This window comes from Pseudomonas sp. F2 (assembly GCF_057174385.1).
The window spans coordinates 2,111,415-2,138,156 of sequence record NZ_CM169904.1 but is presented as its reverse complement, the minus strand read 5'-3'; the positions used below and the strand labels follow the sequence as shown (position 1 = coordinate 2,138,156).

Annotated in this window: 24 protein-coding genes; 10 read left to right on the top strand and 14 right to left on the bottom strand. The window is 60.6% G+C overall.

Features of this window, described 5'->3' with window-relative positions:
• Window positions 1-67: 67 nt before the first annotated feature.
• On the top strand, window positions 68-607 hold the full coding sequence (gene thpR / locus AC193Q_RS09255) for an RNA 2',3'-cyclic phosphodiesterase (protein ID WP_121186094.1): 540 nt from the start codon (window positions 68-70) through the stop codon (window positions 605-607).
• Between the two features lie 269 nt (window positions 608-876).
• Here thpR and AC193Q_RS09250 read toward each other — a convergent pair whose 3' ends face one another.
• The 5 genes from AC193Q_RS09250 to AC193Q_RS09230 form a co-directional block, all read right to left on the bottom strand.
• Window positions 877-1,974 (bottom strand): polyamine ABC transporter substrate-binding protein, encoded by a 1,098-nt coding sequence (locus AC193Q_RS09250; RefSeq protein WP_121186092.1) that lies wholly within the window; start codon window positions 1,972-1,974, stop codon window positions 877-879.
• Window positions 1,975-2,127: 153 nt separating this feature from the next.
• Entirely contained in the window at window positions 2,128-3,006 is an 879-nt protein-coding gene (locus AC193Q_RS09245; RefSeq protein ID WP_047293492.1) for an ABC transporter permease subunit, read from the bottom strand.
• Window positions 3,003-3,884, bottom strand: coding sequence for an ABC transporter permease subunit (locus tag AC193Q_RS09240; RefSeq protein WP_371260449.1), 882 nt, complete (start codon window positions 3,882-3,884; stop codon window positions 3,003-3,005). Before AC193Q_RS09240 ends, AC193Q_RS09245 begins: the two co-directional genes overlap by 4 nt.
• A gap of 29 nt (window positions 3,885-3,913) precedes the next feature.
• Complete coding sequence (gene potA / locus AC193Q_RS09235; protein ID WP_041073459.1) at window positions 3,914-5,056, bottom strand: polyamine ABC transporter ATP-binding protein; 1,143 nt, start codon at window positions 5,054-5,056, stop codon at window positions 3,914-3,916.
• Window positions 5,057-5,406: 350 nt separating this feature from the next.
• Window positions 5,407-6,168 carry a gamma-glutamyl-gamma-aminobutyrate hydrolase family protein gene (locus AC193Q_RS09230; protein WP_047293497.1) on the bottom strand — a complete coding sequence of 254 codons (762 nt, stop codon included), beginning with the start codon at window positions 6,166-6,168 and terminating at the stop codon, window positions 5,407-5,409.
• A gap of 282 nt (window positions 6,169-6,450) precedes the next feature.
• On the opposite strand from AC193Q_RS09230, the gene AC193Q_RS09225 reads away from it, so the two are divergent.
• The 4 genes from AC193Q_RS09225 (at window position 6,451) to AC193Q_RS09210 (ending at window position 11,789) form a co-directional block, all read left to right on the top strand.
• Entirely contained in the window at window positions 6,451-7,827 is a 1,377-nt protein-coding gene (locus tag AC193Q_RS09225) for a glutamine synthetase family protein (protein WP_047293499.1), read from the top strand.
• A 164-nt stretch (window positions 7,828-7,991) separates the two neighbouring features.
• Window positions 7,992-9,482, top strand: coding sequence for an aldehyde dehydrogenase (locus AC193Q_RS09220; protein WP_121186090.1), 1,491 nt, complete (start codon window positions 7,992-7,994; stop codon window positions 9,480-9,482).
• 51 nt (window positions 9,483-9,533) lie between these two features.
• A complete protein-coding gene (locus AC193Q_RS09215; protein ID WP_121186088.1) occupies window positions 9,534-10,817 on the top strand; it encodes an NAD(P)/FAD-dependent oxidoreductase in 1,284 nt (427 codons plus the stop codon).
• 423 nt (window positions 10,818-11,240) lie between these two features.
• Window positions 11,241-11,789 carry a cupin domain-containing protein gene (locus AC193Q_RS09210; RefSeq protein ID WP_011333561.1) on the top strand — a complete coding sequence of 183 codons (549 nt, stop codon included), beginning with the start codon at window positions 11,241-11,243 and terminating at the stop codon, window positions 11,787-11,789.
• Between the two features lie 136 nt (window positions 11,790-11,925).
• On the opposite strand, the gene AC193Q_RS09205 is transcribed toward AC193Q_RS09210, so the two are convergent.
• Entirely contained in the window at window positions 11,926-12,288 is a 363-nt protein-coding gene (locus AC193Q_RS09205; RefSeq protein ID WP_095668898.1) for a hypothetical protein, read from the bottom strand.
• A 358-nt stretch (window positions 12,289-12,646) separates the two neighbouring features.
• On the opposite strand from AC193Q_RS09205, the gene AC193Q_RS09200 reads away from it, so the two are divergent.
• From AC193Q_RS09200 to AC193Q_RS09190, 3 genes are all read left to right on the top strand, one after another.
• The gene (locus AC193Q_RS09200; RefSeq protein WP_047293512.1) at window positions 12,647-13,027 is read left to right on the top strand and encodes a hypothetical protein; all 381 of its coding nucleotides are present in this window, start codon (window positions 12,647-12,649) and stop codon (window positions 13,025-13,027) included.
• A 14-nt stretch (window positions 13,028-13,041) separates the two neighbouring features.
• Window positions 13,042-13,464, top strand: a complete 423-nt coding sequence (locus AC193Q_RS09195; RefSeq protein WP_483879437.1) for an HD domain-containing protein — start codon at window positions 13,042-13,044, stop codon at window positions 13,462-13,464.
• Window positions 13,465-13,608: 144 nt separating this feature from the next.
• Complete coding sequence (locus tag AC193Q_RS09190; RefSeq protein ID WP_121186084.1) at window positions 13,609-14,628, top strand: AbrB family transcriptional regulator; 1,020 nt, start codon at window positions 13,609-13,611, stop codon at window positions 14,626-14,628.
• A gap of 159 nt (window positions 14,629-14,787) precedes the next feature.
• On the opposite strand, the gene AC193Q_RS09185 is transcribed toward AC193Q_RS09190, so the two are convergent.
• Entirely contained in the window at window positions 14,788-15,564 is a 777-nt protein-coding gene (locus tag AC193Q_RS09185; RefSeq protein WP_121186082.1) for an NAD(P)H-dependent oxidoreductase, read from the bottom strand.
• An 84-nt stretch (window positions 15,565-15,648) separates the two neighbouring features.
• Between AC193Q_RS09185 and AC193Q_RS09180 the strand changes: the two genes are divergently transcribed.
• Window positions 15,649-16,542, top strand: a complete 894-nt coding sequence (locus AC193Q_RS09180) for a LysR family transcriptional regulator (RefSeq protein WP_483879436.1) — start codon at window positions 15,649-15,651, stop codon at window positions 16,540-16,542.
• Window positions 16,543-16,797: 255 nt separating this feature from the next.
• Complete coding sequence (locus AC193Q_RS09175) at window positions 16,798-17,583, top strand: DeoR/GlpR family DNA-binding transcription regulator (RefSeq protein WP_121186078.1); 786 nt, start codon at window positions 16,798-16,800, stop codon at window positions 17,581-17,583.
• A 188-nt stretch (window positions 17,584-17,771) separates the two neighbouring features.
• On the opposite strand, the gene AC193Q_RS09170 is transcribed toward AC193Q_RS09175, so the two are convergent.
• The 7 genes from AC193Q_RS09170 to AC193Q_RS09140 form a co-directional block, all read right to left on the bottom strand.
• Window positions 17,772-19,055: an NAD(P)/FAD-dependent oxidoreductase gene (locus AC193Q_RS09170; protein ID WP_121186076.1), complete on the bottom strand. Its 1,284-nt coding sequence runs from the start codon at window positions 19,053-19,055 to the stop codon at window positions 17,772-17,774.
• A gap of 147 nt (window positions 19,056-19,202) precedes the next feature.
• Window positions 19,203-20,567, bottom strand: a complete 1,365-nt coding sequence (locus tag AC193Q_RS09165; RefSeq protein ID WP_121186074.1) for a glutamine synthetase family protein — start codon at window positions 20,565-20,567, stop codon at window positions 19,203-19,205.
• 548 nt (window positions 20,568-21,115) lie between these two features.
• A complete protein-coding gene (chrA, locus tag AC193Q_RS09160; protein WP_095668905.1) occupies window positions 21,116-22,459 on the bottom strand; it encodes a chromate efflux transporter in 1,344 nt (447 codons plus the stop codon).
• Between the two features lie 65 nt (window positions 22,460-22,524).
• On the bottom strand, window positions 22,525-23,418 hold the full coding sequence (locus tag AC193Q_RS09155; protein ID WP_483879435.1) for a LysR family transcriptional regulator: 894 nt from the start codon (window positions 23,416-23,418) through the stop codon (window positions 22,525-22,527).
• A 247-nt stretch (window positions 23,419-23,665) separates the two neighbouring features.
• Window positions 23,666-24,565 carry a bestrophin family protein gene (locus AC193Q_RS09150; RefSeq protein WP_121186070.1) on the bottom strand — a complete coding sequence of 300 codons (900 nt, stop codon included), beginning with the start codon at window positions 24,563-24,565 and terminating at the stop codon, window positions 23,666-23,668.
• A gap of 35 nt (window positions 24,566-24,600) precedes the next feature.
• Window positions 24,601-25,599, bottom strand: a complete 999-nt coding sequence (gene moaA, locus AC193Q_RS09145) for a GTP 3',8-cyclase MoaA (RefSeq protein WP_121186068.1) — start codon at window positions 25,597-25,599, stop codon at window positions 24,601-24,603.
• A 261-nt stretch (window positions 25,600-25,860) separates the two neighbouring features.
• Window positions 25,861-26,712: a CAP domain-containing protein gene (locus tag AC193Q_RS09140; protein ID WP_095668909.1), complete on the bottom strand. Its 852-nt coding sequence runs from the start codon at window positions 26,710-26,712 to the stop codon at window positions 25,861-25,863.
• Window positions 26,713-26,742: the final 30 nt, after the last annotated feature.

The following is a 26,742-nucleotide window of genomic DNA, read 5'->3' as shown; positions in this document are numbered from 1 at the left end:
CGGCTGTCGCGAGTCGTCAGAGAAGGCCGTGTAGAATCGGCCGATCGACCAGCGAAGGAGCAGGGCCATGACCGATGATGCGCGCAGGGATGAACCGTTCAAGCGACTCTTTTTCGCCCTCGACTGCCCACCACCACAACGCAAGGCCATCGCTCAGTGGCGCGCCGATCTGCGCTTGAGAACCGGCAAAGCGGTGCCGGCGGATAACTTTCACCTGACGCTGCTGTTCCTCGGCGCGGTGCCGCTGGCGCAGATCCATGAAGTCTGCGAGGCCGCCGGCAAGGTACGCACGCCGGGTGAGCCATTGAAGATCGTGCTGGATCGTTTGCAGGTCTGGCATCGCGCGGGGATCTTGTCCCTGGCGCCGGAACAGGCGCCGCCGGCGTTGTCGCGTCTGGTGTATGCGCTGGAACAGGCGATGCTGCCGTTCGGCTTCGAGGATTCGCCGCGCGAGTTTCGCCCGCACCTGACCCTGGCCCGGGACTATCGCGCAGCGGAACCGGAAGCCGCCACGCCGCCGGAGTTCTTCCTGCGTGCCGAGCGCTTTGCCTTGTTCGAATCGCACAAGGGCCGCTATCGGATCCTGCAGGATTGGCAGCTGAAATGAACCCACAAAAAAAGGCGCCCGAGGGCGCCTGAAATTCACCTGAGCCGAGGGAGCCAGGTGAGGCCGTTCATTGCAGGGTGCAGCGGTGGTAAGGCGCTGCGTGAACGGGAAATCAATGATTCTGCGAGTCAACACCCTCCCTGTGGGAGCTGGCTTGCCAGCGATTGGGGCGGCACATCCAACATCGTCGTCGCTTGACTCACCGCCATCGCTGGCAAGCCAGCTCCCACAGGGTTTCCAGTTTTTGTCACAATCTTCAATCAGCCGGATTACTTACCGAGCTTCACCCGGGTCCAGCCGCGGGTCATGATCCGCTGGGTGGCAATCGGCTGATCCGGCACCGCGTACAACGTCGCCATTACCGCCTGCGACGGGTACGAACCCGGGTCGTTGCGGATCGCTTCGTCCACCAGTGGCGTCGCCGCCGAGTTGGCGTTGCTGTAGCCGTTGCTGTTGGTGATTTCGGCGATGATCTCCGGACGCATCAGGAAGTTCATGAACAGGTAGGCGTTATCGACATTCGCCGCATCGCGCGGGATGGCGACCATGTCGTAGAAACTGCCGGCGCCTTCCTTCGGAATGCTGTAGTCGATCTGCACCTTGTTGCCGGCTTCCACCGCGCGAGCCTTGGCCTGCAGCACGTCTCCGGAGTAACCGACCGCCACGCAGATGTTGCCGTTGGCCAGGTCCGAGATGTACTTCGAGGAATGGAAGTACGCCACGTACGGGCGGATCTTCATGAACAGCGCTTCGGCTTCGAGGATGTGCGCCTTGTCCTTGTCGTTTACCGGATAGCCCAGGTAGTGCAGGGCAGCCGGGATCATTTCGGTCGGCGAGTCGAGGAAGCTGATGCCGCAGGCTTTCAGCTTCTCGGCGTTTTCCGGCTTGAACAGCAGGTCCCAGGAGTTGGTCGGGGCGTTGGCGCCGAGCACTTCCTTGACCTTGTCGGGGTTATAGCCGATGCCGATCGAGCCCCACATGTACGGGAACGCGTGAGCGTTGTCCGGATCACTGGCGGAGGCGTTTTTCAGCAGCACCGGGTTGAGATTCTTCCAGTTCGACAGCTTCGATTTGTCGAGCGGCTGATAGACCCCGGCCTTGATCTGCTTGGCCAGAAAGCTGTTGGACGGCACGACAATGTCATAGCCGGATTTGCCCGCCAGCAAACGCGCCTCAAGGGTTTCGTTGCTGTCGAACACGTCGTAGGTCACCTGGATGCCGGTCTCGTCTTCGAACTTCTTGACGGTGTCCGGCGCGATGTAATCGGACCAGTTGTAAACACGCAGCACCTTGTCGTTGGCCTGGACGCCCGTGGCGATTGCGCCCATTAAGGACAGTGTCAGCAGAGTCCTGCCAAACATTTTCATCGGTGAAACTCCATTCTTCTTATTCAAAAACACACATCTGAAACTTGATCGACAAGCGCCTTTCTGTAGGAGCTGTCGAGTGAAACGAGGCTGCGATCTTTTGATCTTAAAAAACAAAGTCAAAAGATCGCAGCGTGCCGCAGCTCCTACAGGTCAAGCCGTGGTGGCGGCGCGTTGCGGCTGCTGCCACGCCTCATTCGCCGTTTGATCCATCGCTTCCTGAATCGCCTTCTTGCGGCTGGCTTCTGCCTTGCGGCCGAAGTACCAGACCAGGAAAGTCACCAGCGACACCGCCAGCAGAATCAGGCTGGCCACGGCGTTGATCTCGGGCTTCACGCCCAGACGCACCGCCGAGAACACTTCCATCGGCAGGGTGGTCGAACCCGGCCCGGAGACGAAGCTCGCCAGCACCAGGTCGTCCAGCGACAGGGCGAACGACATCATGCCGCCCGCCGCCAGCGATGGCGCGATCATCGGAATGGTGATCAGGAAAAACACCTTGAACGGCTTGGCCCCCAGATCCATCGCGGCTTCTTCAATCGACAGATCCAGCTCGCGCAGGCGGGCGGAGACTACCACCGCCACATAAGCGGCACAAAACGTGGTGTGGGCGATCCAGATGGTGACGATGCCACGCTCCTGCGGCCAGCCGATCAATTGCGCCATCGCCACGAACAGCAGCAACAGCGACAGACCGGTGATCACCTCAGGCATCACCAGCGGCGCCGTCACCAGACCGCCGAACAGCGTACGACCCTTGAAGCGCGTCACCCGCGTCAGGACGAAGGCGGCCAGGGTGCCCAACGCCACTGCGGCAATCGCGGTGTAGCAGGCGATTTCCAGCGAGCGCACCACCGAACCCATCAGTTGCGTGTTGTCGAGCAGGCCGACGTACCACTTCACCGACCAGCCGCCCCACACCGTCACCAGTTTCGAGGCGTTGAACGAGTAGATCACCAGAATCAGCATCGGCAGATAGATGAACATCAGGCCGAAGATCAACATGAACTTGGAAAAACCGAAGCGTTTCATCCTCGTGCCTCCATCTCTTTGGCCTGGCTGCGGTTGAACAGCAGAATCGGCACAATCAGGATCAACAGCATCACCACCGCCAGCGCAGACGCCACTGGCCAGTCGCGGTTATTGAAGAACTCTTGCCACAGCACACGACCGATCATCAGTGTCTCCGGGCCACCCAGCAGTTCCGGAATCACGAACTCGCCGACCACTGGAATGAACACCAGCATGCAACCGGCGATGATGCCGTTCTTGGCCAGCGGCACGGTGATTTTCCAGAAGTTGTTGAAGTTGCTCGAACCCAGGTCCGACGCGGCTTCCAACAGGCTGCCATCGTGCTTGACCAGGTTGGCGTACAGCGGCAGCACCATGAATGGCAGATACGCGTAGACCACGCCGATATACACCGCGGTGTTGGTGTTGAGGATCTCGATCGGGTGATCGGTCAGCCCCGTCCACATCAGAAACGCGTTGAGCAGACCGTTGTTGCTGAGGATGCCCATCCACGCGTAAACGCGGATCAGGATCGCGGTCCAGGTCGGCATCATGATTAACAGCAGCAGGACGTTTTGCGCTTCCTTGCTCGCTTTGGTGATCGCATAGGCCATCGGGAAACCGATCACCAGGCACATCATCGTGCTCAGCGCCGCGACCTTCAGCGAACCGAGGTAGGCCGACAGGTACAACTCGTCTTCGCCGAGCATGGTGTAGTTGCCGATGTTCAGCATCAGCTGGAATTTCTGTTCGGCGTAGGTGTAGATCTCCGAGTACGGCGGGATCGACAGCGCGGCTTCCGAGAAGCTGATCTTCATCACCAGGAAAAACGGCAACATGAAGAACAGGAACAGCCAGATGAACGGGATGCCGATGACGAACTTTCGCCCGCTGGGCACCAGGCGCAGGCATTGCTGATTGAAGGTTCTCATGAGCGCAGCACCACGCCGCTGTCGTCTTCCCACCACACGTAGACCTTGTCGTCCCAGGTCGGACGCGCGCCACGGCGTTCGGCGTTGGCCATGAACGACTGGACGATCTTGCCGCCGGGCAGCTCGACGTAGAACACCGAGTGGCCGCCGAGGTAGGCGATGTCGTGCACCTTGCCTTCCGACCAGTTGTAGCGGGTCTCTGGCTTGAGGGTGCTGACGAGCATTTTTTCCGGACGGATCGCGTAGGTGATCGACTTGTCCTGCACCGAGGTACTGACGCCGTGACCGACGTAGATCTTCTGCTGCAAGTCCGGGCTGTGGATGATCGCGTGACCTTCAAGGTCTTCCACCACGGTGCCGTCAAAGGCGTTCACGTTGCCGATGAATTCGCAGACCATGCGGCTGACCGGCGCTTCATAAATGTCGACCGGGCTGCCGATCTGGGCGATCCAGCCCAGGTGCATGATCGCGATGCGCTCGGCCATGGTCATGGCCTCTTCCTGGTCGTGGGTCACCATCACGCAGGTCACGCCGACGCGCTCGATGATTTCCACCAGTTCCAGCTGCATCTGCGAGCGCAGTTTTTTATCCAGTGCGCCCATCGGTTCGTCGAGCAGCAATAGCTTCGGGCGTTTCGCCAAAGAGCGGGCGAGGGCGACGCGCTGGCGTTGACCGCCGGACAACTGATGGGGTTTGCGTTTGGCGTATTGGGTCATGTGCACCAGGCGCAGCATCTCTTCGACGCGGGCGTCGATTTCGCTGGCGGGCAAACGGTCCTGCTTGAGGCCGAAGGCAATGTTCTGTGCCACGGTCATGTGCGGGAACAGCGCGTAGGACTGGAACATCATGTTGATCGGCCGCTCGTAGGGCGGCATGTCAGTGATGTCCACACCGTCGAGCAGAATCCGCCCTTCAGTCGGCCGTTCGAAACCGGCGAGCATGCGCAGCAGGGTCGATTTGCCCGAACCGGAGCCACCGAGCAGGGCGAAGATTTCGCCCTGATGGATCTCCAGGGACACATCGTCCACGGCCGTGGTTTCATCGAACTTCTTGGTGACACGATCGACTTTCACCAGAACCTTTTTCGGTTGCTGGTGGCCTTCAAGTGCCTTCCGGTAAGTGCTGGAGGCGTTTGCCATGTGAAACTCCCAACAGGTTTCGTTCGCTCGGCCAACGTGGCCGGGCATAAGTGGATTGCAAGCCAGGGAAAACTGTCCTCGCCACACATGGCCTCTGTAGGAGCTGCCGAAGGCTGCGATCTTTTGATCCTGATTCTGAAAAACAAAATCAAAAGATCGCAGCCTTCGGCAGCTCCTACAGGAGGTCGCATTGGCTGCGGGTTACCCTGACCTGGTCGGCGCCGCCGTCCTGGCTGCCTGGGTCGTACTTGTTGTTATTACGGTTTGTTGTTTTCACGGATGACGGATGCGCACACGCGCAACCGCCGACCCCGTGGGGGCAGTAAACAGTTTTGAAATCCTGGGTGGTGTCAGCGCTGGTTGCGTCGCGCCGCCCGTTGCCGGCAAGCCTCACCGAACGCCTGGAAAATCTTCAGGTAGTTCGGGTTGTCCAGCACTTGCCATTCCGGGTGCCATTGCACGCCGAGGGCGAAGGTCGGACTGTGCTCGACCGAGATCGCCTCGATCAGCCCATCCGGCGCCACCGCTTCGGCACGCAGGCCGGGCGCGAGGCGGTCGATGCCCTGACTGTGAATCGAGTTGACCTGGAATTCGCCCGGCAACTCGAGTGCCTCGAACACACCACCGGCCAGCACGCTCACGGCATGCGCCGGTGCGTATTGCACGGCCACGTCCGGGCTGTCGGCTTCGCGGTGATCGAGCATGCCCGGCAACTCATGCACCTTCTGGTGCAGGCTGCCGCCGAAGGCCACGTTCATTTCCTGGAAGCCACGGCAAATGCCGAGCACCGGAACGCCCGCCGCAATGGCTGCACGCAATAAAGGAAGGGTGGTGGCGTCCCGCGCCGGATCGTGATCCGTGCCGGGGGCGCTGTCCGGGCCTTGATAGTGGAAGGGCTCCACGTTCGAGGGTGAGCCGGTCAGCAGCAGACCGTCGAGTTGACCCAGCAGGTCTTCGATTTCAGTCAGTTTGCCAAGGGAAGGAATGACGACGGGCAACCCCAGCGCCGCAACGCTGACAGCGCGAACGTATTTGTCGCCGCTGATGTGATAGGGGTGCAGGCCAATCTGTTTGACGCACGCTGTAACGCCGATCAATGGCTTGAATGCCATTTTTATTCACCTCGAAGTTTGACACTTGAACGAGCTTTTCCGGAGCTTAGCCTCGTTGATTTTAATTAACAACTGCCATGTAAAAAATTCTAAACGCCGTTCATCCAATCTTCATGATTCCAGGCCTTGCGGCGCCTGCATTGGCACGTGGGTGTTAAAAAAAGCCCGAAAAATAAACGCTGAACGGCTGGGTGTTCGCTATTGACTTCACTTTGCCTTTCGGATTGACTGGCTCGGCGAAACAGCAGTGAACATAATAATTAACAGCTAAATAGGTGCATCATGTCGGTCCCTCTGCGTGCCGTTCAACTCAACGAAGCAAACGCATTCCTTAAGAAACATCCTGAGGTTTTGTACGTCGACCTTCTGATTGCAGACATGAACGGTGTGGTGCGCGGCAAGCGCATCGAGCGCACCAGTCTTCACAAGGTTTACGAGAAAGGCATCAACCTGCCGGCCTCGCTCTTCGCCCTCGACATCAATGGCTCCACCGTGGAAAGCACCGGTCTGGGCCTGGACATCGGTGACGCCGACCGCATTTGCTACCCGATCCCCGGCACCCTGAGCATCGAGCCGTGGCAGAAGCGCCCGACCGCACAACTGTTGATGACCATGCACGAACTGGAAGGCGAGCCGTTCTTCGCCGACCCGCGTGAAGTGTTGGCCAACGTAGTGCGCAAGTTCGACGAACTGGGCCTGACCATTTGCGCTGCCTTTGAACTTGAGTTCTACCTGATCGACCAGGACAACGTGAACGGCCGTCCGCAGTCGCCGCGTTCACCGGTCTCCGGCAAGCGTCCGGTATCGACTCAGGTCTACCTGATCGACGATCTCGACGAGTACGTCGACTGCCTGCAAGACATCCTCGAAGGCGCAAAAGAGCAGGGCATCCCGGCTGACGCCATCGTCAAGGAAAGCGCCCCGGCGCAGTTCGAAGTCAACCTGCATCACGTCTCCGACCCGATCAAGGCTTGCGATTACGCGGTGCTGCTCAAGCGTCTGGTGAAAAACATCGCCTATGACCACGAGATGGACACCACCTTCATGGCCAAGCCGTATCCGGGCCAGGCGGGCAACGGTCTGCACGTACACATTTCGATCCTGGACAAAGAAGGCAACAACATCTTCGCCAGCGAGGATCCCGAGCAGAACGCCGCGCTGCGCCACGCGATCGGCGGTGTGCTGGAGACCCTGCCTGCGCAAATGGCGTTCCTCTGCCCGAACGTCAACTCGTACCGCCGCTTCGGCGCGCAGTTCTACGTGCCGAACTCGCCGAGCTGGGGCATCGACAACCGCACCGTTGCGGTACGTGTACCGACCGGTTCGGCCGACGCCGTGCGCATCGAGCATCGCGTGGCCGGCGCCGACGCCAACCCGTACCTGCTGATGGCTTCGGTACTGGCAGGCATTCACCACGGCCTGACTAATCAGATCGAGCCGGGCGCACCGGTTGAAGGCAACAGCTACGAGCAGAACGAACAGAGCCTGCCGAACAACCTGCGCGATGCATTGCGCGAGCTGGACGACAGCGAAGTCATGGCCCGCTACATCGACCCGATGTACATCGACGTGTTCGTCGCGTGCAAGGAAAGCGAGCTGGCCGAGTTCGAAAACTCGATCTCCGACCTTGAGTACAACTGGTATCTGCATACGGTCTGACGCTCAAGCGCGATCCCGTTAACACCGCAAAACCCTGTGGGAGCGGGCTTGCCCGCGAAGAGGCCATCACCTTCAACATTGAAGGTGACTGACCCACCGTATTCGCGAGCAAGCTCGCTCCCACAGGGATATCGGTCACCAATTCTCCTGTGTGAGTCACCCCCATGACCATGACCCGCAACGACTGGGAACAACGCTTCCAGTCCCTGACCCTCGAATCCCGCGCGTTCATCAACGGCGAATATCGCCCGGCGATCAGCGGTGCCACCTTCGAATGCCTGAGCCCCGTCGACGGCCGTTTCCTCGCCTCCGTGGCCAGCACCGATGAAGCCGACGCCAACCTCGCCGTCGAGGTCGCACGCCAGTCGTTCAATTCCGGCGTGTGGGCCAACAAGGCCCCGGCCGAGCGCAAACGCATCCTGATCCGCTTCGCCGATCTGATCCTGCAACACCAGGAAGAACTGGCGCTGCTGGAAACCCTCGACATGGGCAAACCGATCAGCGACTCGATGAGCATCGACATTCCGGCGACCGCCAACGCGATCCGCTGGAGCGCCGAAGCCATCGACAAGATCTACGACGAAGTCGCCGCCACCCCGCACGATCAACTCGGCCTGGTGACCCGCGAGCCCTCTGGCGTAGTCGCGGCGATCGTACCGTGGAACTTCCCGCTGATCATGGCCAGCTGGAAATTCGCCCCGGCGCTGGCGGCGGGTAACTCGTTCATCCTCAAGCCTTCGGAAAAGTCGCCGCTGACCGCCATCCGCATCGCCCAACTGGCGCTGGACGCGGGCATTCCGAAAGGTGTGTTCAACGTCCTGCCGGGCTTCGGCCACACTGTCGGCAAGGCGCTGGCGCTGCACATGGACGTCGACGTGCTGGCCTTCACCGGCTCCACGGCGATTGCCAAACAACTGATGATTTATGCCGGCCAGAGCAACATGAAACGCGTCTGGCTCGAAGCCGGTGGCAAGAGCCCGAACGTGGTGTTCGCCGACGCCCCGGACTTGCGCGCGGCCGCCCAGGCTGCGGCCGGTGCCATTGCTTTCAACCAGGGCGAAGTGTGCACCGCCGGTTCGCGCCTGCTGGTGGAGCGTTCGATCCGCGAGCAATTCATTCCGCTGTTGGTGGAAGCGCTGCAAGCGTGGAAACCGGGGCACGCCCTCGACCCGGCAACCACCGTCGGCGCCGTGGTCGATCAGCGTCAACTGGACAACGTGCTGCGCTACATCAGCCTCGGCCGCGAGCAGGGCGCTGAACTGATCGCCGGCGGCCGACGCACCCTCGAAGAAACCGGCGGCACTTACATCGAGCCGACGATTTTCGACGGCGTGACCAACGCCATGACCATCGCCAAGGAAGAAATCTTCGGCCCGGTGCTGTCGCTGATCACCTTCGACACCGTTGAAGAAGCGCTGCAGATCGCCAACGACAGCATCTTCGGCCTCGCCGCCGGCGTGTGGACCAGCAACCTGAGCAAAGCGCACACCTTCGCCCGTGGCCTGCGCGCCGGCAGCGTCTGGGTCAACCAGTATGACGGCGGCGACATGACCGCACCGTTCGGTGGCTTCAAACAGTCGGGCAACGGTCGCGACAAATCGCTGCACGCGTTTGACAAGTACACCGAGCTGAAAGCGACCTGGATCAAGCTCTGATTTTCTACAGCGGCGGTCGCTCCTGATGAGTGACCCTCGGAGAACAATAAAATGAAGCAACAACACGTCAACAGCTACTACGCCGCCACCCGCAACGAAGTCATCGACTTCCCGACCCTTGAAGAGTCGGTCGAGTGCGACGTCTGCATCATCGGCGCCGGTTACACCGGCCTGTCCTCGGCCCTGTTCCTCACCGAGGCCGGCTACAAAGTGACGGTGCTCGAAGCAGCGAAAGTCGGCTACGGCGCCAGTGGCCGCAATGGCGGGCAACTGGTCAACTCCTACAGTCGCGACGTCGATGTGATCGAAGAGCGCTACGGCGACAAGACCGCAGAAATCCTCGGCAGCATGATCTTCGAAGGCGCCGACATCATCCGTTCGCGGATCAAGGACTACGACATCAAATGCGACTATCGCCCGGGCGGCATTTTCGCAGCGATGAACAAGAAACAACTCAACGGTCTGGCCGAGCAGAAGCGCAGCTGGGAACGTTACGGCAACAAAAACCTGAAGATGCTCGACGCTGCCGACATTCGTCGCGAAGTCGGCTCTGACGCCTACGTTGGCGGCCTGCTGGACATGCAGGGCGGCCAAGTGCATCCGCTGAACCTGGCCCTCGGTGAAGCCGCGGCCATCGTGCGTCTGGGCGGCAAGATCTACGAGCAATCGGCCGCCGTGGAAATCAAGTACGGCGAGCCTAACGTCGTGCGCACCGCCAAAGGCCAGGTCCGCGCCAAGTACCTGCTGATCGCCGGCAACGCCTACCTGCCGCAGGGTCTGGACAACCGCGTGACCGCCAAGAGCATGCCGTGCGGCTCGCAGATCTGCGTCACCGAACCGTTGACGGAAAAGCAGGCGCGCAGCCTGATCACCAACAACTACTGCGTCGAAGACTGCAATTACCTGTTGGATTACTACCGTCTCACTGCTGACAACCGTTTGCTGTACGGCGGCGGCGTGGTCTACGGCGCCCGTGAACCGGACGACATCGAAACCCTGATCCGGCCGAAGATCCTCAAGACCTTCCCGCAGCTCAAGGACGTGAAAATCGACTACCGCTGGACCGGCAACTTCCTGCTGACCATGTCACGCATGCCGCAATTCGGCCGCATCGAGAAAAACGCCTACTACATGCAGGGCTACAGCGGTCACGGCGTCACCTGTTCGCACCTGGCCGGCAAACTGATCTCGGAAATGATCCGCGGCGACGCCGAACGCTTCGACGCCTTCGCCTCGCTGCCGCACATGCCGATGCTCGGCGGGCGCACCTTCTCCGCCCCGTTGACCGCCCTCGGCGCCGTGTATTACTCGCTGCGCGACCGCTTCGGCATCTAAGTTACCTCCCCGGCGGCGGCCCCCAAGACCCCGCCGGTTTTTTATCTGATACACCAAGAATCAAAATGTAGGAGTGAGCCTGCTCGCGATGAGGCCAGTGCAGCCACCCTCACTCCCGCTGACACACCACAAAACCTGTGGGAGCTGGCTTGCCAGCGATAGCGGTCTTTCAGCAAAAGGGATGTTGAATAGGCCACCCAATCGCTGGCAAGCCAGCTCCCACAGGTTTTGTATACAGCCCGGAAATACCACCGGCAGGCTCATTTCACCCACCGTCCATCGAACCTGCTGAGCAACACCGGCAAACGTGATTTAATAGCCGCCTTTCACGGTTCCGGGACACGGGAGCAACGTGATCCGCGCCTTGCGCGGCACCCGCCACCCACCCCCATTACCCTTAAGTACTACTCACATAAGGCTGTCATGGATACGGGTTCTCGACTCAAACTAGTACGCGAAAGCTACAAACTCTCCCAGCGCGAGCTGGCCCGGCGTAGCGGCGTGACCAATGCCACCATCTCCCTGATCGAACAGAATCGCGTCAGTCCTTCCGTCAGCTCACTGAAAAAGCTGCTCGAAGGCATCCCGATGTCCCTGGCTGACTTCTTCACTTTCGACCAGCCCCCGCGCGAACACCAATACGTGTTCCGCGCCAACGAACAACCCGACCTTGGCCGCCACGGCCTGCGCCTGCTGCTGATCGGCGCCTCAGTGCCCAGCCGCCAGATGCGCTTGCTGCGTGAGCAATACGCACCGGGTGCAAGCTCCGGCGAAGAGCCGATTGTTCACGCGGAAGGCGAGGAGTGTGGGTTGGTGACGCGCGGCACGGTCGAGTTGACGGTGGACGGGCAGGTGAGCGTGTTGAGTGCGGGGGACGGGTATTACTTTCCGACGACGCTGCCGCACAAGTTCCGGAATATCGGGGCGGATGAGGCTGAGATTATTAGTGCGAATACGCCAGCGAATTTTTGATGATTTGCGGCACGATATGGAAAGGCAGCGGGTTTGGTTTTATTCAAAGCCATACCCTTATGCCGGTGTATGGCTTTGATTACTTTTTCGGCGTTGCTAAAACATGGTCTCAATTTTTCTCTAAATTCTTAATTACTTATTCGCCGTACTTTAGTTCTGCCAGGGTTGGAGTTTTCGGTGTGTTTGACTCTTTGAAAAACTTGATCGGATTATAAATGTCGTCATTTAGAGTGGCGCTCCATTTTGTGAAGGATGGCGAACCACCGACGTAGTCTGCTTCCCATCTCCAAGCGCCATGTGACGTACGGAATTCGAGCACTGTTTCATCTTGGCCGTCCCAGTAGAAATGGTAGTGGCCTTCCACTTTTTCGCGAGTTTTCTCTTGATCGTCATAAAAATAGCCGCTGCAGGTTCCGTTTGATTCGTTGAACTTGTCAATCTCCAGGCGGTATATATTTCCGCTTCCGCCATCATAGTTTCCATTCAGGGGGTATGTCATTTTTCAACCTCCAGTTTCTAAGCGAGCATGATCTTGGAGTACATGTTTCTGGGAGGTGATAATGTATTTTGGTTAAAGTTGCTGTCACCTGTAATACATGACAGGTTTTAATATTTTTAATTAATTATGATTATTTCGATTGGTGCTTATCCCGCTGCCTCCAACGGAGGCAATTGCAACGGTATCAGTAGCCATGACCTGCGCCGTTAGTGCGAAGCCATGAAACGTTGATCGATCTCCGTTCAGTCAAATTCATCACTTGTCACATCCCGGTTCATCGCCAATGGTTCCCCCCATCGGCACCACGACGTAGACTGCGAATCAAGTTGTAACGCCTCGCCCACGGACGGAACCGCGCATGATTGAAATCGGCAGCCGCAACAACGCCCCCACCCCGCAGCACCCCACTCAAGACATCTACATTTTCAGCATCGACCAGTCCCGACCGGCGACACCGTTCTGCTTCGAGCAATCGATTGGCGGCGGGCATGCCAATCAGGGCGGGGCGCGGTGGTTGGCGCTGGATGAGCTGGATGGCTGGCCCGGCGAATGGCGTGAGCATTTGAAGAAGGCTGATTGTGCGTGGGTTGCGCAGGTGATCGATGCGCATCGGGAGGTGGACCAAGCGACATTGGTGTCCATGCTGCTTGAGCAACATGCCCAGCCAGTGGGGCGTTTGAAAACAATCGGCAACTGGCTTAAACGCAATATCCACGTCGGTGGCCGTTACGGTCTCTAACCCGAGGAATCTCCATGCCCCAGACACTCGAACGCGCTATCGCCATCGCCGCCACCGCCCATGCCGGGCAGGTCGACAAGGGCGGTGCGCCGTACATTCTGCATCCGCTGAAAGTCATGTTGCGCATGAATTCGCTGGAAGAACGCATCGTCGCGGTGCTGCACGATGTGGTCGAGGATTGCGGCATCAGCCTCGATGATTTGCGTAAGGAAGGCTTCAGCGAAGAGGGGCTGACGGCGATTGAGTCGGTGACCAAAGTGCCGGGCGAATCCTACGAGGATTTCGTCGAGCGCGCGGCGCAGAACCCGATTGGCCGGGTGGTGAAACTGGCGGATCTGGAAGAGAACAGCGACCTGTCGCGGATTGCCTCGCCGAGTTGGGAGGATCTGGAACGAGTCGAGAAGTATCGCCGGGCGATTGGGCGGTTGCGCACGTAAGAACGAAGCCCACCCTGTAGGAGCTGCCGGAGGCTGCGATCTTTTGACTTTGATTTTCTAAAGGCAAGATCAAACGATCGCAGCCTTCGGCAGCTCCTACAGGGGAGTGGGATACATCAGGGAAATAGCCAGGAAGGCGAAAAAATGAAATCGATTCTGTGTTTGTTGATCGCGGCCGCCGTTGGCGCTGCGTTGCAGGTCAGCGGTGTGCCTCATGGCCTGTTGCTGGGAGCGATCCTCGTCACCGCACTGGTCACCACGCGCAGCGGTTTTGCCCCCGCGACCCCTTATGGTCTGGGCTACATCCAGGTCACGCTGGGTATCGCCACCGGGCTGATGTTCGAGGCGTGGGACAGTGCAACGGCATCGGCGATGTTGCCAAGCCTCGGCGTTCTGTTGCTATGCCTGACGGTACAGATTGCCCTCGCCGGAGGATGGCTGACCCGCGGTGCAGGCTGGAACCGTACCGATGCGCTGTTGGCGGTATACCCCGGCGCACTGGCAGCGGTGTTTGATTTGCTGGAGTCGGAAAAGGCCTCAAGCAAGGTCATCATCGTGCACCTGATGCGGTTGCTGTTGATCACGGTGCTGGTGAGCTTTTTGATTCCCGGGCAGGGCTCGGTGGCGGTGGTTGAAAGCCCTCCGTTGAGCACGGGCATGGCGTTGATCGTATTCGCACTGATCGGTTTGAGCGTGGTGCTTGGGCGCCTGTTGCTGGCGATCGGCGTGCCCGCGCCGTTCATGTTGACGGCGATTCTGCTGACGGCGGTGTTTGTGAAATCGGGTTGGCTGCATGGTTTTCACATGCCGGACTGGAGCCTGAATCTGGCGGCGCTGATTCTCGGCGTGCGGATCGGCTCGCGTTTTCAGGGACTCGGTTTTGCGGAGCTGGGGCGGCATGGTCGGACGGCGCTGGTGTCGGTCGGCTTGATGATCGTGGTGGCGGCGGCATTTGCCGAAGTAGCGGCGCGTTGGCTGGGCAGTGATCCGCTGTCGCTGTGGCTGGCGTATATGCCGGGGGCGATCGAGACGATTGCGATTGTCGCGTTTGCCGGTGGGCTGAATGTGGTGTTTATCCTCACGCATCATCTGGCGCGGATGGTGTTGCTGCACTTTGCGCCGGCGTTGTTGGTGCAGGTGCGGCGAGCGCAGAAAGAAGTCTGAAGCACACCCTCCTGTGGCGAGGGAGCTTGCTCCCGCCGGGCTGCGAAGCGGCCCCAATCCTGATGTCGCGGTGTTTCAGGTGCACCGAAATCGCAGGTTTTGCGGCGACTGCGTCGCCGAGCGGGAGCAAGCTCCCTCGCCACAAAGGTTCAGTTATCTTTACCGTGTGTGGGCGGCAAAGCCCTCAAGCCCTGGGGCGATACCTTCCTTCAACGTCAACGCCGGAATCTCGTAATCCCCGGCATTCTGCTGCCGATACGCAATCGGCCGCGTGCTCCACAACTCATCCAGGCGCGTGCCCAGCGCCTCGCAGGTCTCGGCAAACCGCGCCTCATCCATGCGACTGGTGCGGTACACCAGGAAGGGTGGCACCACGTCGAAACCGGGGTAGAACAGCACGCCGTGCTGGATTGGAAACAGCAAATCGTCAATCGGCCCGTTGATCCCGCGTGGGCTGTAATGCGAATCCCAGCCTCCGGTGGTGACCAGCAGCATCGCGCGTTTGCCTTTCATCTTGCCTTCGCCGTAGCGCTCGCCCCAGCGCGCATCGGAGTGTTCGCCGACACCGTAGGCAAACCCGTAGGCATACACGCGCTCGACCCATCCCTTGAGGATGGCCGGCATGGTGAACCACCACAACGGGAACTGCAGGATCAATGCGTCGGCCCACAGCAGTTTTTCCTGCTCGCGGGCGATGTCGGCGGACTGCCGGCCCTGTTGGTAAGCCAGTTTCGAATCGATCGAAGCGTGGAATGGCCGGCTTTCATCGCGACCGGGGGCGTCATCGGCGTCGATCGTGGTTTTCCAGTTCATCGCATACAGGTCAGAGACCTGCACGGTGTGGCCGGCGGCTTGCAGGCGCTGGACGGTGAAGTCCTTGAGCGAGCCGTTGAGCGAAGTGGGTTCGGGGTGGGCGTAGACCAGTAGCACATTCATGTGGCAACTCCTTGGTTGGATGCAGGCAGGATCAGTCCTTGATCGGTATATTGGAAATGAATGTCTGATATGTCAGGTATAGCCATGAATAATTTACGACGTCTGGATATCAACTTGCTGTTGACCCTAGACGTGTTGTTGGCAGAACACAACGTAACCCGCGCCGCAGAGCGGTTGAACCTGTCGCAGCCGTCGGTGAGCGTGCACCTGGCCAAGCTGCGCGAGATTTTCGGCGACCCGCTGTTGCTGCCCGGCCCTCGGGGCGTGCGCCCGACTGCACGGGCCGATGAACTGCGCGAGCCGTTGCGTGAAGCGCTGCAGGCACTGGAGCGCGCGGTGGCGCCGGCCAGCGCGTTCGATCCGGCGCAGGCCAGGCACATCTGGAAAGTCGCGGCGACCGATTACGGCGAGTCGACGGTGGTGCTGCCCGCGCTCAGCGGTTTGCGCCTTCAGGCGCCGGGCACGCGGCTGGCGGTGCTTGATCTGGTGCCGGCGCAGTTGGCCAGGCAGGCGGAGCAGGGCGTGTTTGACCTGGCGCTGCACATCACCGAAGACGCGCCGTTGGATCTGCATCAGCGGGTGCTGTTTACCGAGCATTACGTGTTGGCAGGTCGCGTCGGCCATCCGGGGTTGAAGCGTAAGCCGACTCGCGAACAGTTCTGCGCGCTGGAACACGTGATGGTGTCGCGCGAGGGAGGGGGCTTTTTCGGGGTCACCGACAAGGCGCTGGCCGAGGTCGGTCTGGCGCGCAAAGTGGTGTTGTCGGTGCCGCATTTTCTGATGGTGATGTCGGTGCTGGCCAGTACTGATCTGGTGGCGATGCTGCCGTCACGGCTGGTGCGCGGCAACCCGGCGTTGCAGGTGGTGGACGCACCGCTGCAGGTGCCGGGCTACGAAATGGCAATGTTCTGGGGCGAGCGCGCGCACCGCGACCCGGCACACAAATGGCTTCGCGAGCACTTGGCGGCGTCGGTGTGACGTATCAGGCGTGGCCAAGGGCAATCGCAAAAGACACCACGATCATGCACGCAAACGCAAAATTGAGATTCATCAGCTGTTCATCCTGAGCCTTTTTAAAGTGAGGCCATTCTGAACAGGGGCCATGCAAAGAAAAAATTCGGCCTGTTGATTCCAATGATCGAAACAATTGATACCCGCCGGTTTGTGTTTGCCCGAGGCTTTCGCTAGTCTCGGCAAAAAAACCTGCAACTACAAGCACAAACAGGCAAAACCATGCACGATCATTCGGTCACCGAACTGCCCTCCCTGCGCCGGCAGAAAATCCTCCTGATTCTCGAACGCGACGGCAAGGTCATGGCCTCCGAGTTGAGCCAGCATTTCGCCGTGTCCGAAGACACCATTCGCCGCGACCTCGCCGAACTGGACAACGCCGGGCTGGTGCAGCGCGTGCACGGCGGGGCGCTGCCACGGCCCAAGGACAGCGGCAAGGATTACTTCACCCGGCTGGATGAGACCGATGAGGTCAAAGTGCGGTTGGCGCAACGGGCGGCGCGAGAGGTGGAGGACGGGCAGATTGTGCTGTTCGATTCCGGCTCCACCACTTTGCAGGTGGCACGCTCGCTGCGGGCGGATATCCAGATCACCGCGGTGACCGCCGCGCCGATGACGGCCATCGCGTTGTCTGAGTACAAGGGCGTGAACGTGATTCTCGCCGGAGGGCAACTGAACCCGCGCACGATGTCGGCCGGTGGGCACGAGGCGGTGCGCATGCTGGCCGGGATCAAGGCGGATCTGGCCTTTACCGGCGTCTGCGCGATTCACCCGGAAGTGGGCATCACCTCGCTGCACTTCGATGAAGTGCCGGTGAAACAGGCGCTGCTCGACAGCGCGACGCGGGTGATTGCGGTGACCACGGCGGACAAGCTCGGGGCGGTGGAGCCGTTTGTGGTGGCGCCGTGCACGCGCCTGCATACGCTGATTACCGAGCGGCATGTGGCGTCGGGCAGTGTCGAGGATTATCGGCGATTGGGGATTGTGGTGGAGCAGTTGCCGGACTGAGGTTTTGTGCTGAGGCTGATGGCCTCATCGCTGGCAAGCCAGCTCCCACAGGTTTTGGTGGTGTACATCAGGTTGAGTACGACACGGACACTGTAGGAGCCGCCGAAGGCTGCGATCTTTTGACTTTGTTTTTAAGATCAAGATCAAAAGATCGCAGCCTTCGGCAGCTCCTACGGGGATCGGGGGTGTCAGCGAAGGCGTTCGAGCATCTGGTAATACCACATCCCCGCCGCCAGCAACGGATTGCCCAGTAAATCCCCCATCGGCACCCGAATGTGCTGGCACTGCGCAAAGGTGTCGAACTGTTCCATCTGCCCGGTGATCGCGCGGCTCATGATTTCGCCCATGATGTGCGTCGTCGCGATGCCGTGTCCCGAGTAGCCCTGGCAATACCAGACGTTGTCCGAGAGCTTGCCCAGTTGCGGGATGCGGTTGATCACGATGCCCATCGCGCAGCTCCACTGGTAGTCGATCTGCACCCCTTTGAGCGCCGGGAAGGTCTGCTCGATGCACGGGCGCAGCTCGGCGGCGATGTCCCGTGAATCCTTGCCGCTGTAGTTGGCGCCGCCACCGAACAGCAGACGACCATCAGCCGTGAGGCGGTAGTAATCGAGGACGAAACGGCAGTCATACACCGCGAGGTCTTCGGGGTTGATCTGCCGCGCCAGATCACCCAGCGGCGCGGTGGTGACGATGCCGCCCATGGCCGGGAAAATCTTGCCCTTGAGCTGACCCGGTTCGAGTTTGTGATAGACGTCGCCGGCGAGCATGACCTGATTGGCGTCGATCTGGCCGTGGGCGGTGCGTACGCCCGGGCTCTTGCCGTGAATGATCTCCAGCACTTCACTGTTCTCGAAGATCAATGCACCAAGACTTTCTGCCGCCCGCGCTTCGCCGATACACAGGTTGAGCGGGTGCAGATGCATGTTGCGCGTGTTCTTGATTGCGCCGTGGTAGAGGTCGCTCTGCAGCAGGTCGCGCACTTGACTGCGGTCGAGCAGGCTGACTTCGTCGCCGAGGCCGCGACGCACGGCTTCCTCGTAATCATTGCGCAAACCGGCCATGTGGCTCGGCTTGTAAGCCGCGTGCAGATGACCGTGTTTGAGGTCGCACTGAATGCCGTATTTCGTCACGCGCTGCTGGATGATTTGATGCCCGCGCCAGCGCAGGTGCCAGATGAAATCGTCGACCTCATCGCCGAGTTTCGGGCGCATCTGTTTGCGCATCGCGCCGTCGCCGGAGAGGCTGCCGGTGACTTGTCCGCCATTGCGCCCGGTGGCGCCCCAGCCGATCTTGTGGCTCTCGACGATGGCGACTTTCAGGCCTTTTTCGGCGAGTTCGACGGCGGTGGCGACGCCGGTGAAACCGCCGCCGATGATCACCACATCGACTTGATGTCGGCCTTGCAGGGTCGGGTAATCGGTGTCCTGGTTGAGGGTGGCGGTGTAGTAGGAATTGCAGCGTTGGGTCATGTTAATGTCCACACAAAATTCGGGAGTCAACTCGAGGACCCTGTGGGAGCTGGCTTGCCAGCGATAGCGGCGTATCAGTCACCAGAGATGCTGAATGTGCCGGCCCCATCGCTGGCAAGCCAGCTCCCACAGGATTCAGGGTGTATGTCAGGCTTCGGTCAGGTACCAACGCCAGTCCTGCTCACCCACCTCGGCCATGAACTGCCGGTACTCGGCACGCTTCACCGCCAGGTACACGCCAAGAAATTCCTGGCCGAGGGCATCCCGCGCCCACGCAGAGTTTTCCAGCGCCTGCAGCGACGTCAGCCAGTCGGTCGGCAGCAATTCCTTGGCCTGCGCATAGCCGTTGCCCTCGACCGGCGCACCCGGATTGAGGTTTTCACGAATCCCGCGATGGATCCCGGCAAGGATCGCTGCCGCCGCCAGATACGGGTTGGCATCGGCGCCGCAGATGCGATGTTCGATATGCCGGGTGTTGGCCGGGCCGCCCGGTACGCGCAGGCTGACAGTGCGGTTGTCGACGCCCCAGGTTGGCGCCAATGGCGCGTAGCTGTTGGCCTGGAACCGGCGGTAGGAGTTGGCGTTGGGGCAGAACAGCAGCAGCGTATCGAGCAGCGAGGCGAGCATGCCGCCAATCGCCGTGCGCAGCAGCGGGGTGCCGGCCGGATCCTCGGCGGCAAACAGGTTGCGTCCTTCGCTATCGGCAAGGCTGACGTGCATGTGCATGCCGGTGCCAGCCAGATCATCGAATGGCTTGGCCATGAACGTCGCCTGCATGCCGTGCTTGTGCGCCACCGCTTTGACCAGACGTTTGTAGCGTACCGCCTGATCCATCGCGACCAGTGCGTCGCCATGTTCGAGGGTGATTTCCACTTGGCCCGGGGCGTATTCGGAGATCGCCGTGCGCGCCGGAATGCCGTGCAGTTTGCAGGCGCCGTAGAGGTCGGCGAGGAACGGTTCGATCTGCTCCAGTTCGCGCAAACCGTAGACCTGAGTGTGTCGCGGTCGGCCGCCATCGGCATCCAGCGCCGGTTGCGGACGGCCGTTGTGATCGCGTTTGGCGTCGAGCAGATAGAACTCCAGTTCGCACGCCATCACCGGGTGATAACCCTCGGCCTTGAGGCCGTCGATGACCTTGATCAGCAGATGACGCGGGTCGGCGATGCTCGCTGGCATCCCCTCGGTCGGGTGCATGCTGACCTGCACCGCCGCGGTGGGAATCTGCCGCCACGGCAGGCGCACCAGACTGCCTTCGAGCGGGTAGGCGCGGCAGTCGATGTCGCCGACGTCCCACACCAGCCCGGAGTTTTCCACGTCCTCGCCCTGCACGGTGAGGCCGAGGATGGTGCTGGGTAGCGGGCGACCGCTCTGGTACACGGCAAGCAGTTCTTCACGGTGCAACAACTTGCCGCGTGGCACGCCGTTGGCATCGAGGATGAACAGCTCGATCATGTCGATATCGGGGTTTTGTTCAAGGAACAGGCGTGCGTCTTCGATGGCTGCGAATTTCATGGTCAATCACTCACGATGGCGCCGCGCAGGCGCGCAGAATCGGGCCGGACACGACGCGGTAAATAGGCGTGGGTGTCCTGGCAGGGATATCAAAAAGAAAAAAGTATTTCGCTAATGCCCGGCAGTCGGAAGTGACACTGAACCTGTGGTGAGGGGATTTATCCCCGACGGCGCGCGTAGCGGGCCAAAAAGATAGGGACTGCTGCGCAGTCCATCGGGGATGAATCCCCTCACCACAATGGATCTTTTCTGACTGTCGGAATCAGCAGGCGATATCCGGCGGGCGTGCGGAGTGACGCAGCTTGGAACGGCGCAGGGCCATGGGGAGATTGACGATGCGATTCATGCGCGGCCCCTGTGACAGAGGGCGCACATAGCGGAGACGTTCAACCTTTCTGGTTGTTGTGGTGACGTACTCATAACGCGTGTTTCCGTTGGCGGAAAACGTCGGTGGCGGGGCAGACCCGCCGACCGGTGTGCCCGGATAGTAAGGGGCAATCTGCGGGTGTGTAAACCGCTGATTGCGCCCCGGCACCGTTGGACGACGTTCAGTGCAGCAGGTGAAAGCCCAGCCCGGCAAGGGCGCAAACGATCAACACTTCGATCACCCCGCGCTTGAAAATGAACAGCGCCAATGCCGCCAGCAGCGCCAGCCCGATCGAAAACAGATCCGGATGCCCGGCGAAACCGCTCGGCCAGAACACGTGATAAGCGAAGAAACACGCCAGGTTGAGGATCACCCCGACCACCGCCGCGGTGATCGCGGTCAGCGGTGCGGTGAATTTCAGTTCGTTGTGGGTCGATTCCACCAGCGGCCCGCCGGCGAGGATGAACAGAAACGAAGGCAGGAAGGTGAACCAGGTCACCAGCGTCGCCGCCAGTGCACCAGCGGCGAATGCATGTTCCGCACCGAACGCCGGTTGCACATAACCGCCGATGAAACCGACAAACGCCACCACCATGATCAGCGGGCCGGGTGTGGTTTCGCCGAGGGCGAGGCCGTCGATCATCTGCGTCGGCGTCAGCCAGCCGTAGTGCCCGACCGCGCCTTGATAGACATACGGCAACACCGCGTAAGCGCCACCGAAGGTCAGCAGCGCGGCTTTGGTGAAGAACCAGCCCATTTGCGTGAAGGTGCCGTCCCAGCCGAACAGCGCGGTCAGCAGGCCCATCGGCAAACACCATAAAGCCGCGCCGATCAACAGCAGGCGCCACAGCTTTGGCAGGCTGAATCGCGCATGCTCAGGCGTCGGCGTGTCGTCATCGATCAACGCCGGGCCGAAGGATTTGGCACTGCTGCGCTGACCGCCGTTGTTGAAGCGCTGTGGCGCCAGTCGCCCGCCGAGATAACCGATCAGTGCCGCCCCGAGCACGATCAGCGGGAACGGCAGATCAAAGGCGAAGATCGCCACGAATGACGCCCCCGCGATGGCCCACAGCCAAGCGTTTTTCAGCGCCCGCGAGCCGATGCGGTGCGCCGCGTGCAAGACAATCGCGGTTACCGCCGGTTTGATCCCGTAGAAGATTCCGGCGACCACCGGCACGTCGCCGAAGGCGATGTACAGCCACGACAACGCAATCAGAATAAACAGCGACGGCAGCACGAACAGCGCCCCGGCGATCACCCCGCCCCAGGTGCGATGCAACAGCCAGCCAATGTAGGTTGCCAGTTGCTGGGCCTCGGGGCCGGGCAGCAACATGCAGTAGTTCAGCGCATGCAGAAACCGTCGCTCGGAGATCCAGCGCCGGCGCTCGACCAGTTCCTGATGCATGATCGCGATCTGCCCGGCCGGGCCGCCGAACCCGATGCAGCCGAGCTTGAGCCAGAAGCGCCAGGCCTGGCGCAGCGTTACGGGAGCGGGTCTGGGCAAATCTTCGGGTGAGGTGTTCAAGCGCGGCGCCTGCGGTGGATATTGTCGGAGCCGCTATCTAAGCAGTTTTTTGTTCAAGTGTGGTGTCAGGCTTGGCCCTTTCCAAACAACTTGCGCGCCTCGGCGAAGCACTTCTCGGCGATCGCCGAACGCGGTTCGGTCTTGCGCATCACCAGCCCCAGCGGTGCCAGCACACTGGCATCCGGCAATCGCATGAACGACAGATGTTCGATCGGCTCTTCCAGCCCGCTGTCCAGCGGCATGATCGAGCAACAGAAGCCCTGATGAATGGCCTGCAACAGCTGATAGGTCGAATCGCTTTCCAGGATCGGCTGCGGATTGAGGCCGCGACTGCGGAAACTCAGGTCGATGGATTTGCGGTAATGCATGCCGGTGGTGATCATCCCCAGCGGCAGTTCGGCGGCGTCCTCCCAACTGATGTCCGAGCCTTCGAAATGGAAGTGGCGGTTGTCGTAAAGCAGCCCGACGCGGGTTTCGCCAATCTCGAAAAAATCGAAATAGTTAGGGTTGACGTGGTCGAGGTAGCACACGCCCAAGTCCAGTTGATTGTTGCCAAGCTCGGCGATGATCTCGTCGGAACTCCCCGACGACAGACTGAATTTCAACTCGGGATACGTGCCGGACAAGCTCTGGATGTAAGTGATCGGGTTGAAGTTGCTCAACGGCACCAGGCCCAGGCGCAGGCTGCCGACCAGTTGCCCGCGGCACGCTGCGGCTTCGGCAAACAGGCCGTCATGCGCGGCCAGCAGCGTGCGGGCCCAGGCCAGCACTCGTTCGCCGGCCTCGGTAAACCCTTCAAAGCGCTGGCCGCGATTGACCAGCACCAGATCCAGCTCATCTTCCAGATTGCGCAGACGCATCGACAGGGTCGGCTGGGTAATGTGGCAGCGGGCGGCGGCCTGGCCGAAGTGTCGGGTTTCGTCCAGCGCGATCAGGAACTTGAGTTGTTTGATGTCCACGATGGCACCTGCTCGTTGAGAAATCGGATTGAGTATCGACGCAGCGGCGCGCAGCGCACGAAAAACGCGAGGTGCGACGATCTCACCTGACGGTATGTGCGCCGGATCGGAAGAATTGAATAGCCTGTCGATCCGCTCTGGCGCCCATGGTTTCAAAGGCGTTGGCCGAGGTCAACGGCGCCGATAGAGCAGATCGATTATGGGGTGGGTCAGAGTGATCAGACCGTACTTGCGGGGGGGAGCGAGATCAGCTCAGCACATAGTCCACCGGCAGCAGCATTGGTGGAAGGTCGGTCACGCCCAGTTCGCTGAGGACATCACGCTCGATGGTGCGCACCAGCGAGTCGGTCGCCAGGTCGTTTTCGTCGCGGCCGAACGGGTCTTCCAGCTCGTCGGCAATCGCGTCCAGACCAAAAAATGTGTAGCTGACAATCGCGGTAAACAGCGGGGTCAGCCAGCCCAGCGGTTCGGCCATGGCGAACGGCAACAGAATGCAGAACAGGTAGATGGTGCGGTGCAGCAGCAAGGTGTAGGGGAAGGGTAGCGGGGTGTTTTTGATCCGTTCGCACACCGCTTGCGCCTGGGTCAGGCTGGTCAGGTGATTGGCCAGCAGCATGTAGCGCCACTCGCTCAGTTCGCCGCTCTGGTGCAGATCGGAGCATTGCTGGCCGACCTGCTGCAGAATGCGCCCGCTGTAGTCCGGCACCTGTGCATCGTGTTGCGGGGTGATCCACGCACGGCTGGCCGCCGCTTCGTTTTCCCGGCGCAACCGCGCATTCAGCGAGTGGGCGAAACCGCAGAGGTTGAGCAGCAACGGTTTGCGCTGCGCTGATTCGCGGATGACCTGGGTTTCGCGGATCACCGAACGAATGTGCACCAGCACATCGCCCCAGGCCTTGCGCGCTTCATACCAGCGGTCGTAGCAGGCGTTGTTGCGAAAACTCATGAAGATCGACAGCGACAAGCCGAGCAAGGTGAACGGCGTGGCGTTGACCTTGGTGAAGTTGCTCGGGTGGAGCATTTCCATCAGCACGATGGCCGAGGCCAGCAAGGTGACCATCAGCGTGCGCAGGGCGATGCGTTTGGCGATCGAACCCTTAAGGGTGAAGAGGATGGCGAACTGGTTGACCTTGGGTCTGATGATCATGCTGGGCGATCCCGGTTACGCAGGGTGAGGGCGGCTCAACCGCCGGTCATGTTCATGAAGCGCACGACCTGAACGTCGTCGTTCACTTCGAAATTGTGCCGGTACGGCTTGAGTTTCATCGCCTCGATAATGGCCTTTTCCAGCCGCTGCGGTTGCCCCGGATGAGCGCGCAACACGGCTTTGAGGTCCACCGAATGCTCGTTACCCAGACACAGTAGCAAACGCCCTTCGACGGTCAGCCGCACGCGGTTGCAGGTGCCACAGAAATTGTGGCTGTGCGGCGAGATAAAGCCCAGGCGAATGTCCGGTGCTTCGGCCACGCGCCAGTAGCGCGACGGGCCTTGGGTCGACTCGGCGGAATCGATCAGGGTGTAGCGCTCGGCGATTTTCTCGCGCACTTGGACGCTGGAGAAAAACGATTCGGCGCGACTGTGTTCGCTGATGATCCCCAGCGGCATTTCCTCGATGAACGAGACGTCGAGCTGGCGGTCGATGGCGAAACTCACCAGATCGTTGATCGCCTGATCGTTGCGTCCCTGCATCACCACCACGTTGAGTTTGGTTCGGGTGAAACCGGCCTTGCGCGCCGCATCGATGCCCTTGATCACCTGCGCCAGATCACCGGTGCGGGTCATTTGCTTGAAGCGATCCGGGTCGAGGCTGTCGAGGCTGATGTTCAGGCGGCTGACCCCGGCGTCGAACAGCGGCGCGGCGAGTTTGTGCAGTTGCGACCCGTTAGTGGTCATGCACAGCTCACGCAGGCCGGGCAGGGCGGCGATCTGTTCGCACAGCCTGACGACGCCCGGTCGGATCAGCGGCTCGCCGCCGGTCAGGCGAATCTTGCGCGTGCCCAGCGCCACGAAGCTCTGCGCCAGTTGATAGATCTCCTCCAGCGTCAGCACTTGCTGGCGCGGCAGAAACTGCATGTCCTCAGCCATGCAATACACGCAGCGGAAGTCGCAGCGGTCGGTAACCGACATGCGCAGATAGTCGACGCGGCGGTTGTAACCATCGATCAAGACACGCTCTGACATGACAGCCTTGCAGGAGTAGAGAAGCCGCATTGAGCGGAAAGAATGGAGTGCACGCAGGTTAGGGGCAACGTTGGCAAGCGTCCAATCACTATTAGTGAATGGCTGATTGATGCGCTCGATGATGAGCTGATTGTTCACCGAGACGACGATCCGGGTTGAACGCCGACAGTGGGCGTGCTCGTGAAGGCGCCCGTGCAGTCGCCACCATTGTCAGAGCACATCCACTGTCAGCTATGACCGCTGATGTTCCATCAATCAGGGTTATGGCGCGCCAAACATCGCGGTCCAGTAAATGCCGGCGCTGCTTTTCGGGTCGGTCGCGTAGGCGGCGCCGAGTTCCTTGTATTGTGGGTTCATCAGGTTGGCGCAGTGACCGGAGCTGGCAAGCCAGCCGTCGACGACCTTGCGCACGGTGTCTTGCCCGGCAGCGATGTTTTCGCCAACCAGTTGGCCGCCGTAGCCGGCCAGTTCGGCGCGGTCGCCCGGGGTGCGGCCGTCACGGTCCTTGTGGTCGAAGTAATTGTTGTTGGCCATGTCGCGGCTGTGATCCTGAGCGATGCTGCCCAGGCTTGCACTCCAGGCCAATGGTGCCGCGGCGGCAAAGGCCTGGCCGCCGCATTGACGTGGCTGGGCGCGAGCGGCGTTGAGTTGTTCAAGCAACTTCTGGCCTTCGCTCTGCGCATCCCCGAGTTTTGCCGACAGCAGTGGTCGTGCCAGCACAATGCGCCAGTCGCGATCGGCGCGGCTCACGCCGACATCGACGAACTGCGGATCCAGCACCACCTGACAGAAGCTCTCCTCAATCGCCTTCATCGCCGACGCCGCATCGCGCGGGCCGTTGAGGGTGATCGCCTGCACATTGACCATCGGGTAACTGGCGCTGGCCATAGCCTGTTGCAGATCGACTGCTCCCGCGGCCGGCAGCCTCAGTCGCGGGTCGGCCGACAGCGGTGGCAGTTCATTGGACGCCTGGCTGCCGCAACGCTGCGGTTGGCTGCGGTAAGTATTGATCGACTCGATCAGTTGCGACTCGTCGGCAGCCATGGCCGAGGCGGCCACGGCCAGCCCAAAGGACAGCGCGGCAAAGCGCAAAACGGATGGCATGAAACGCATGGAAATCTCCTTGAGCGGAATGCGCTCATG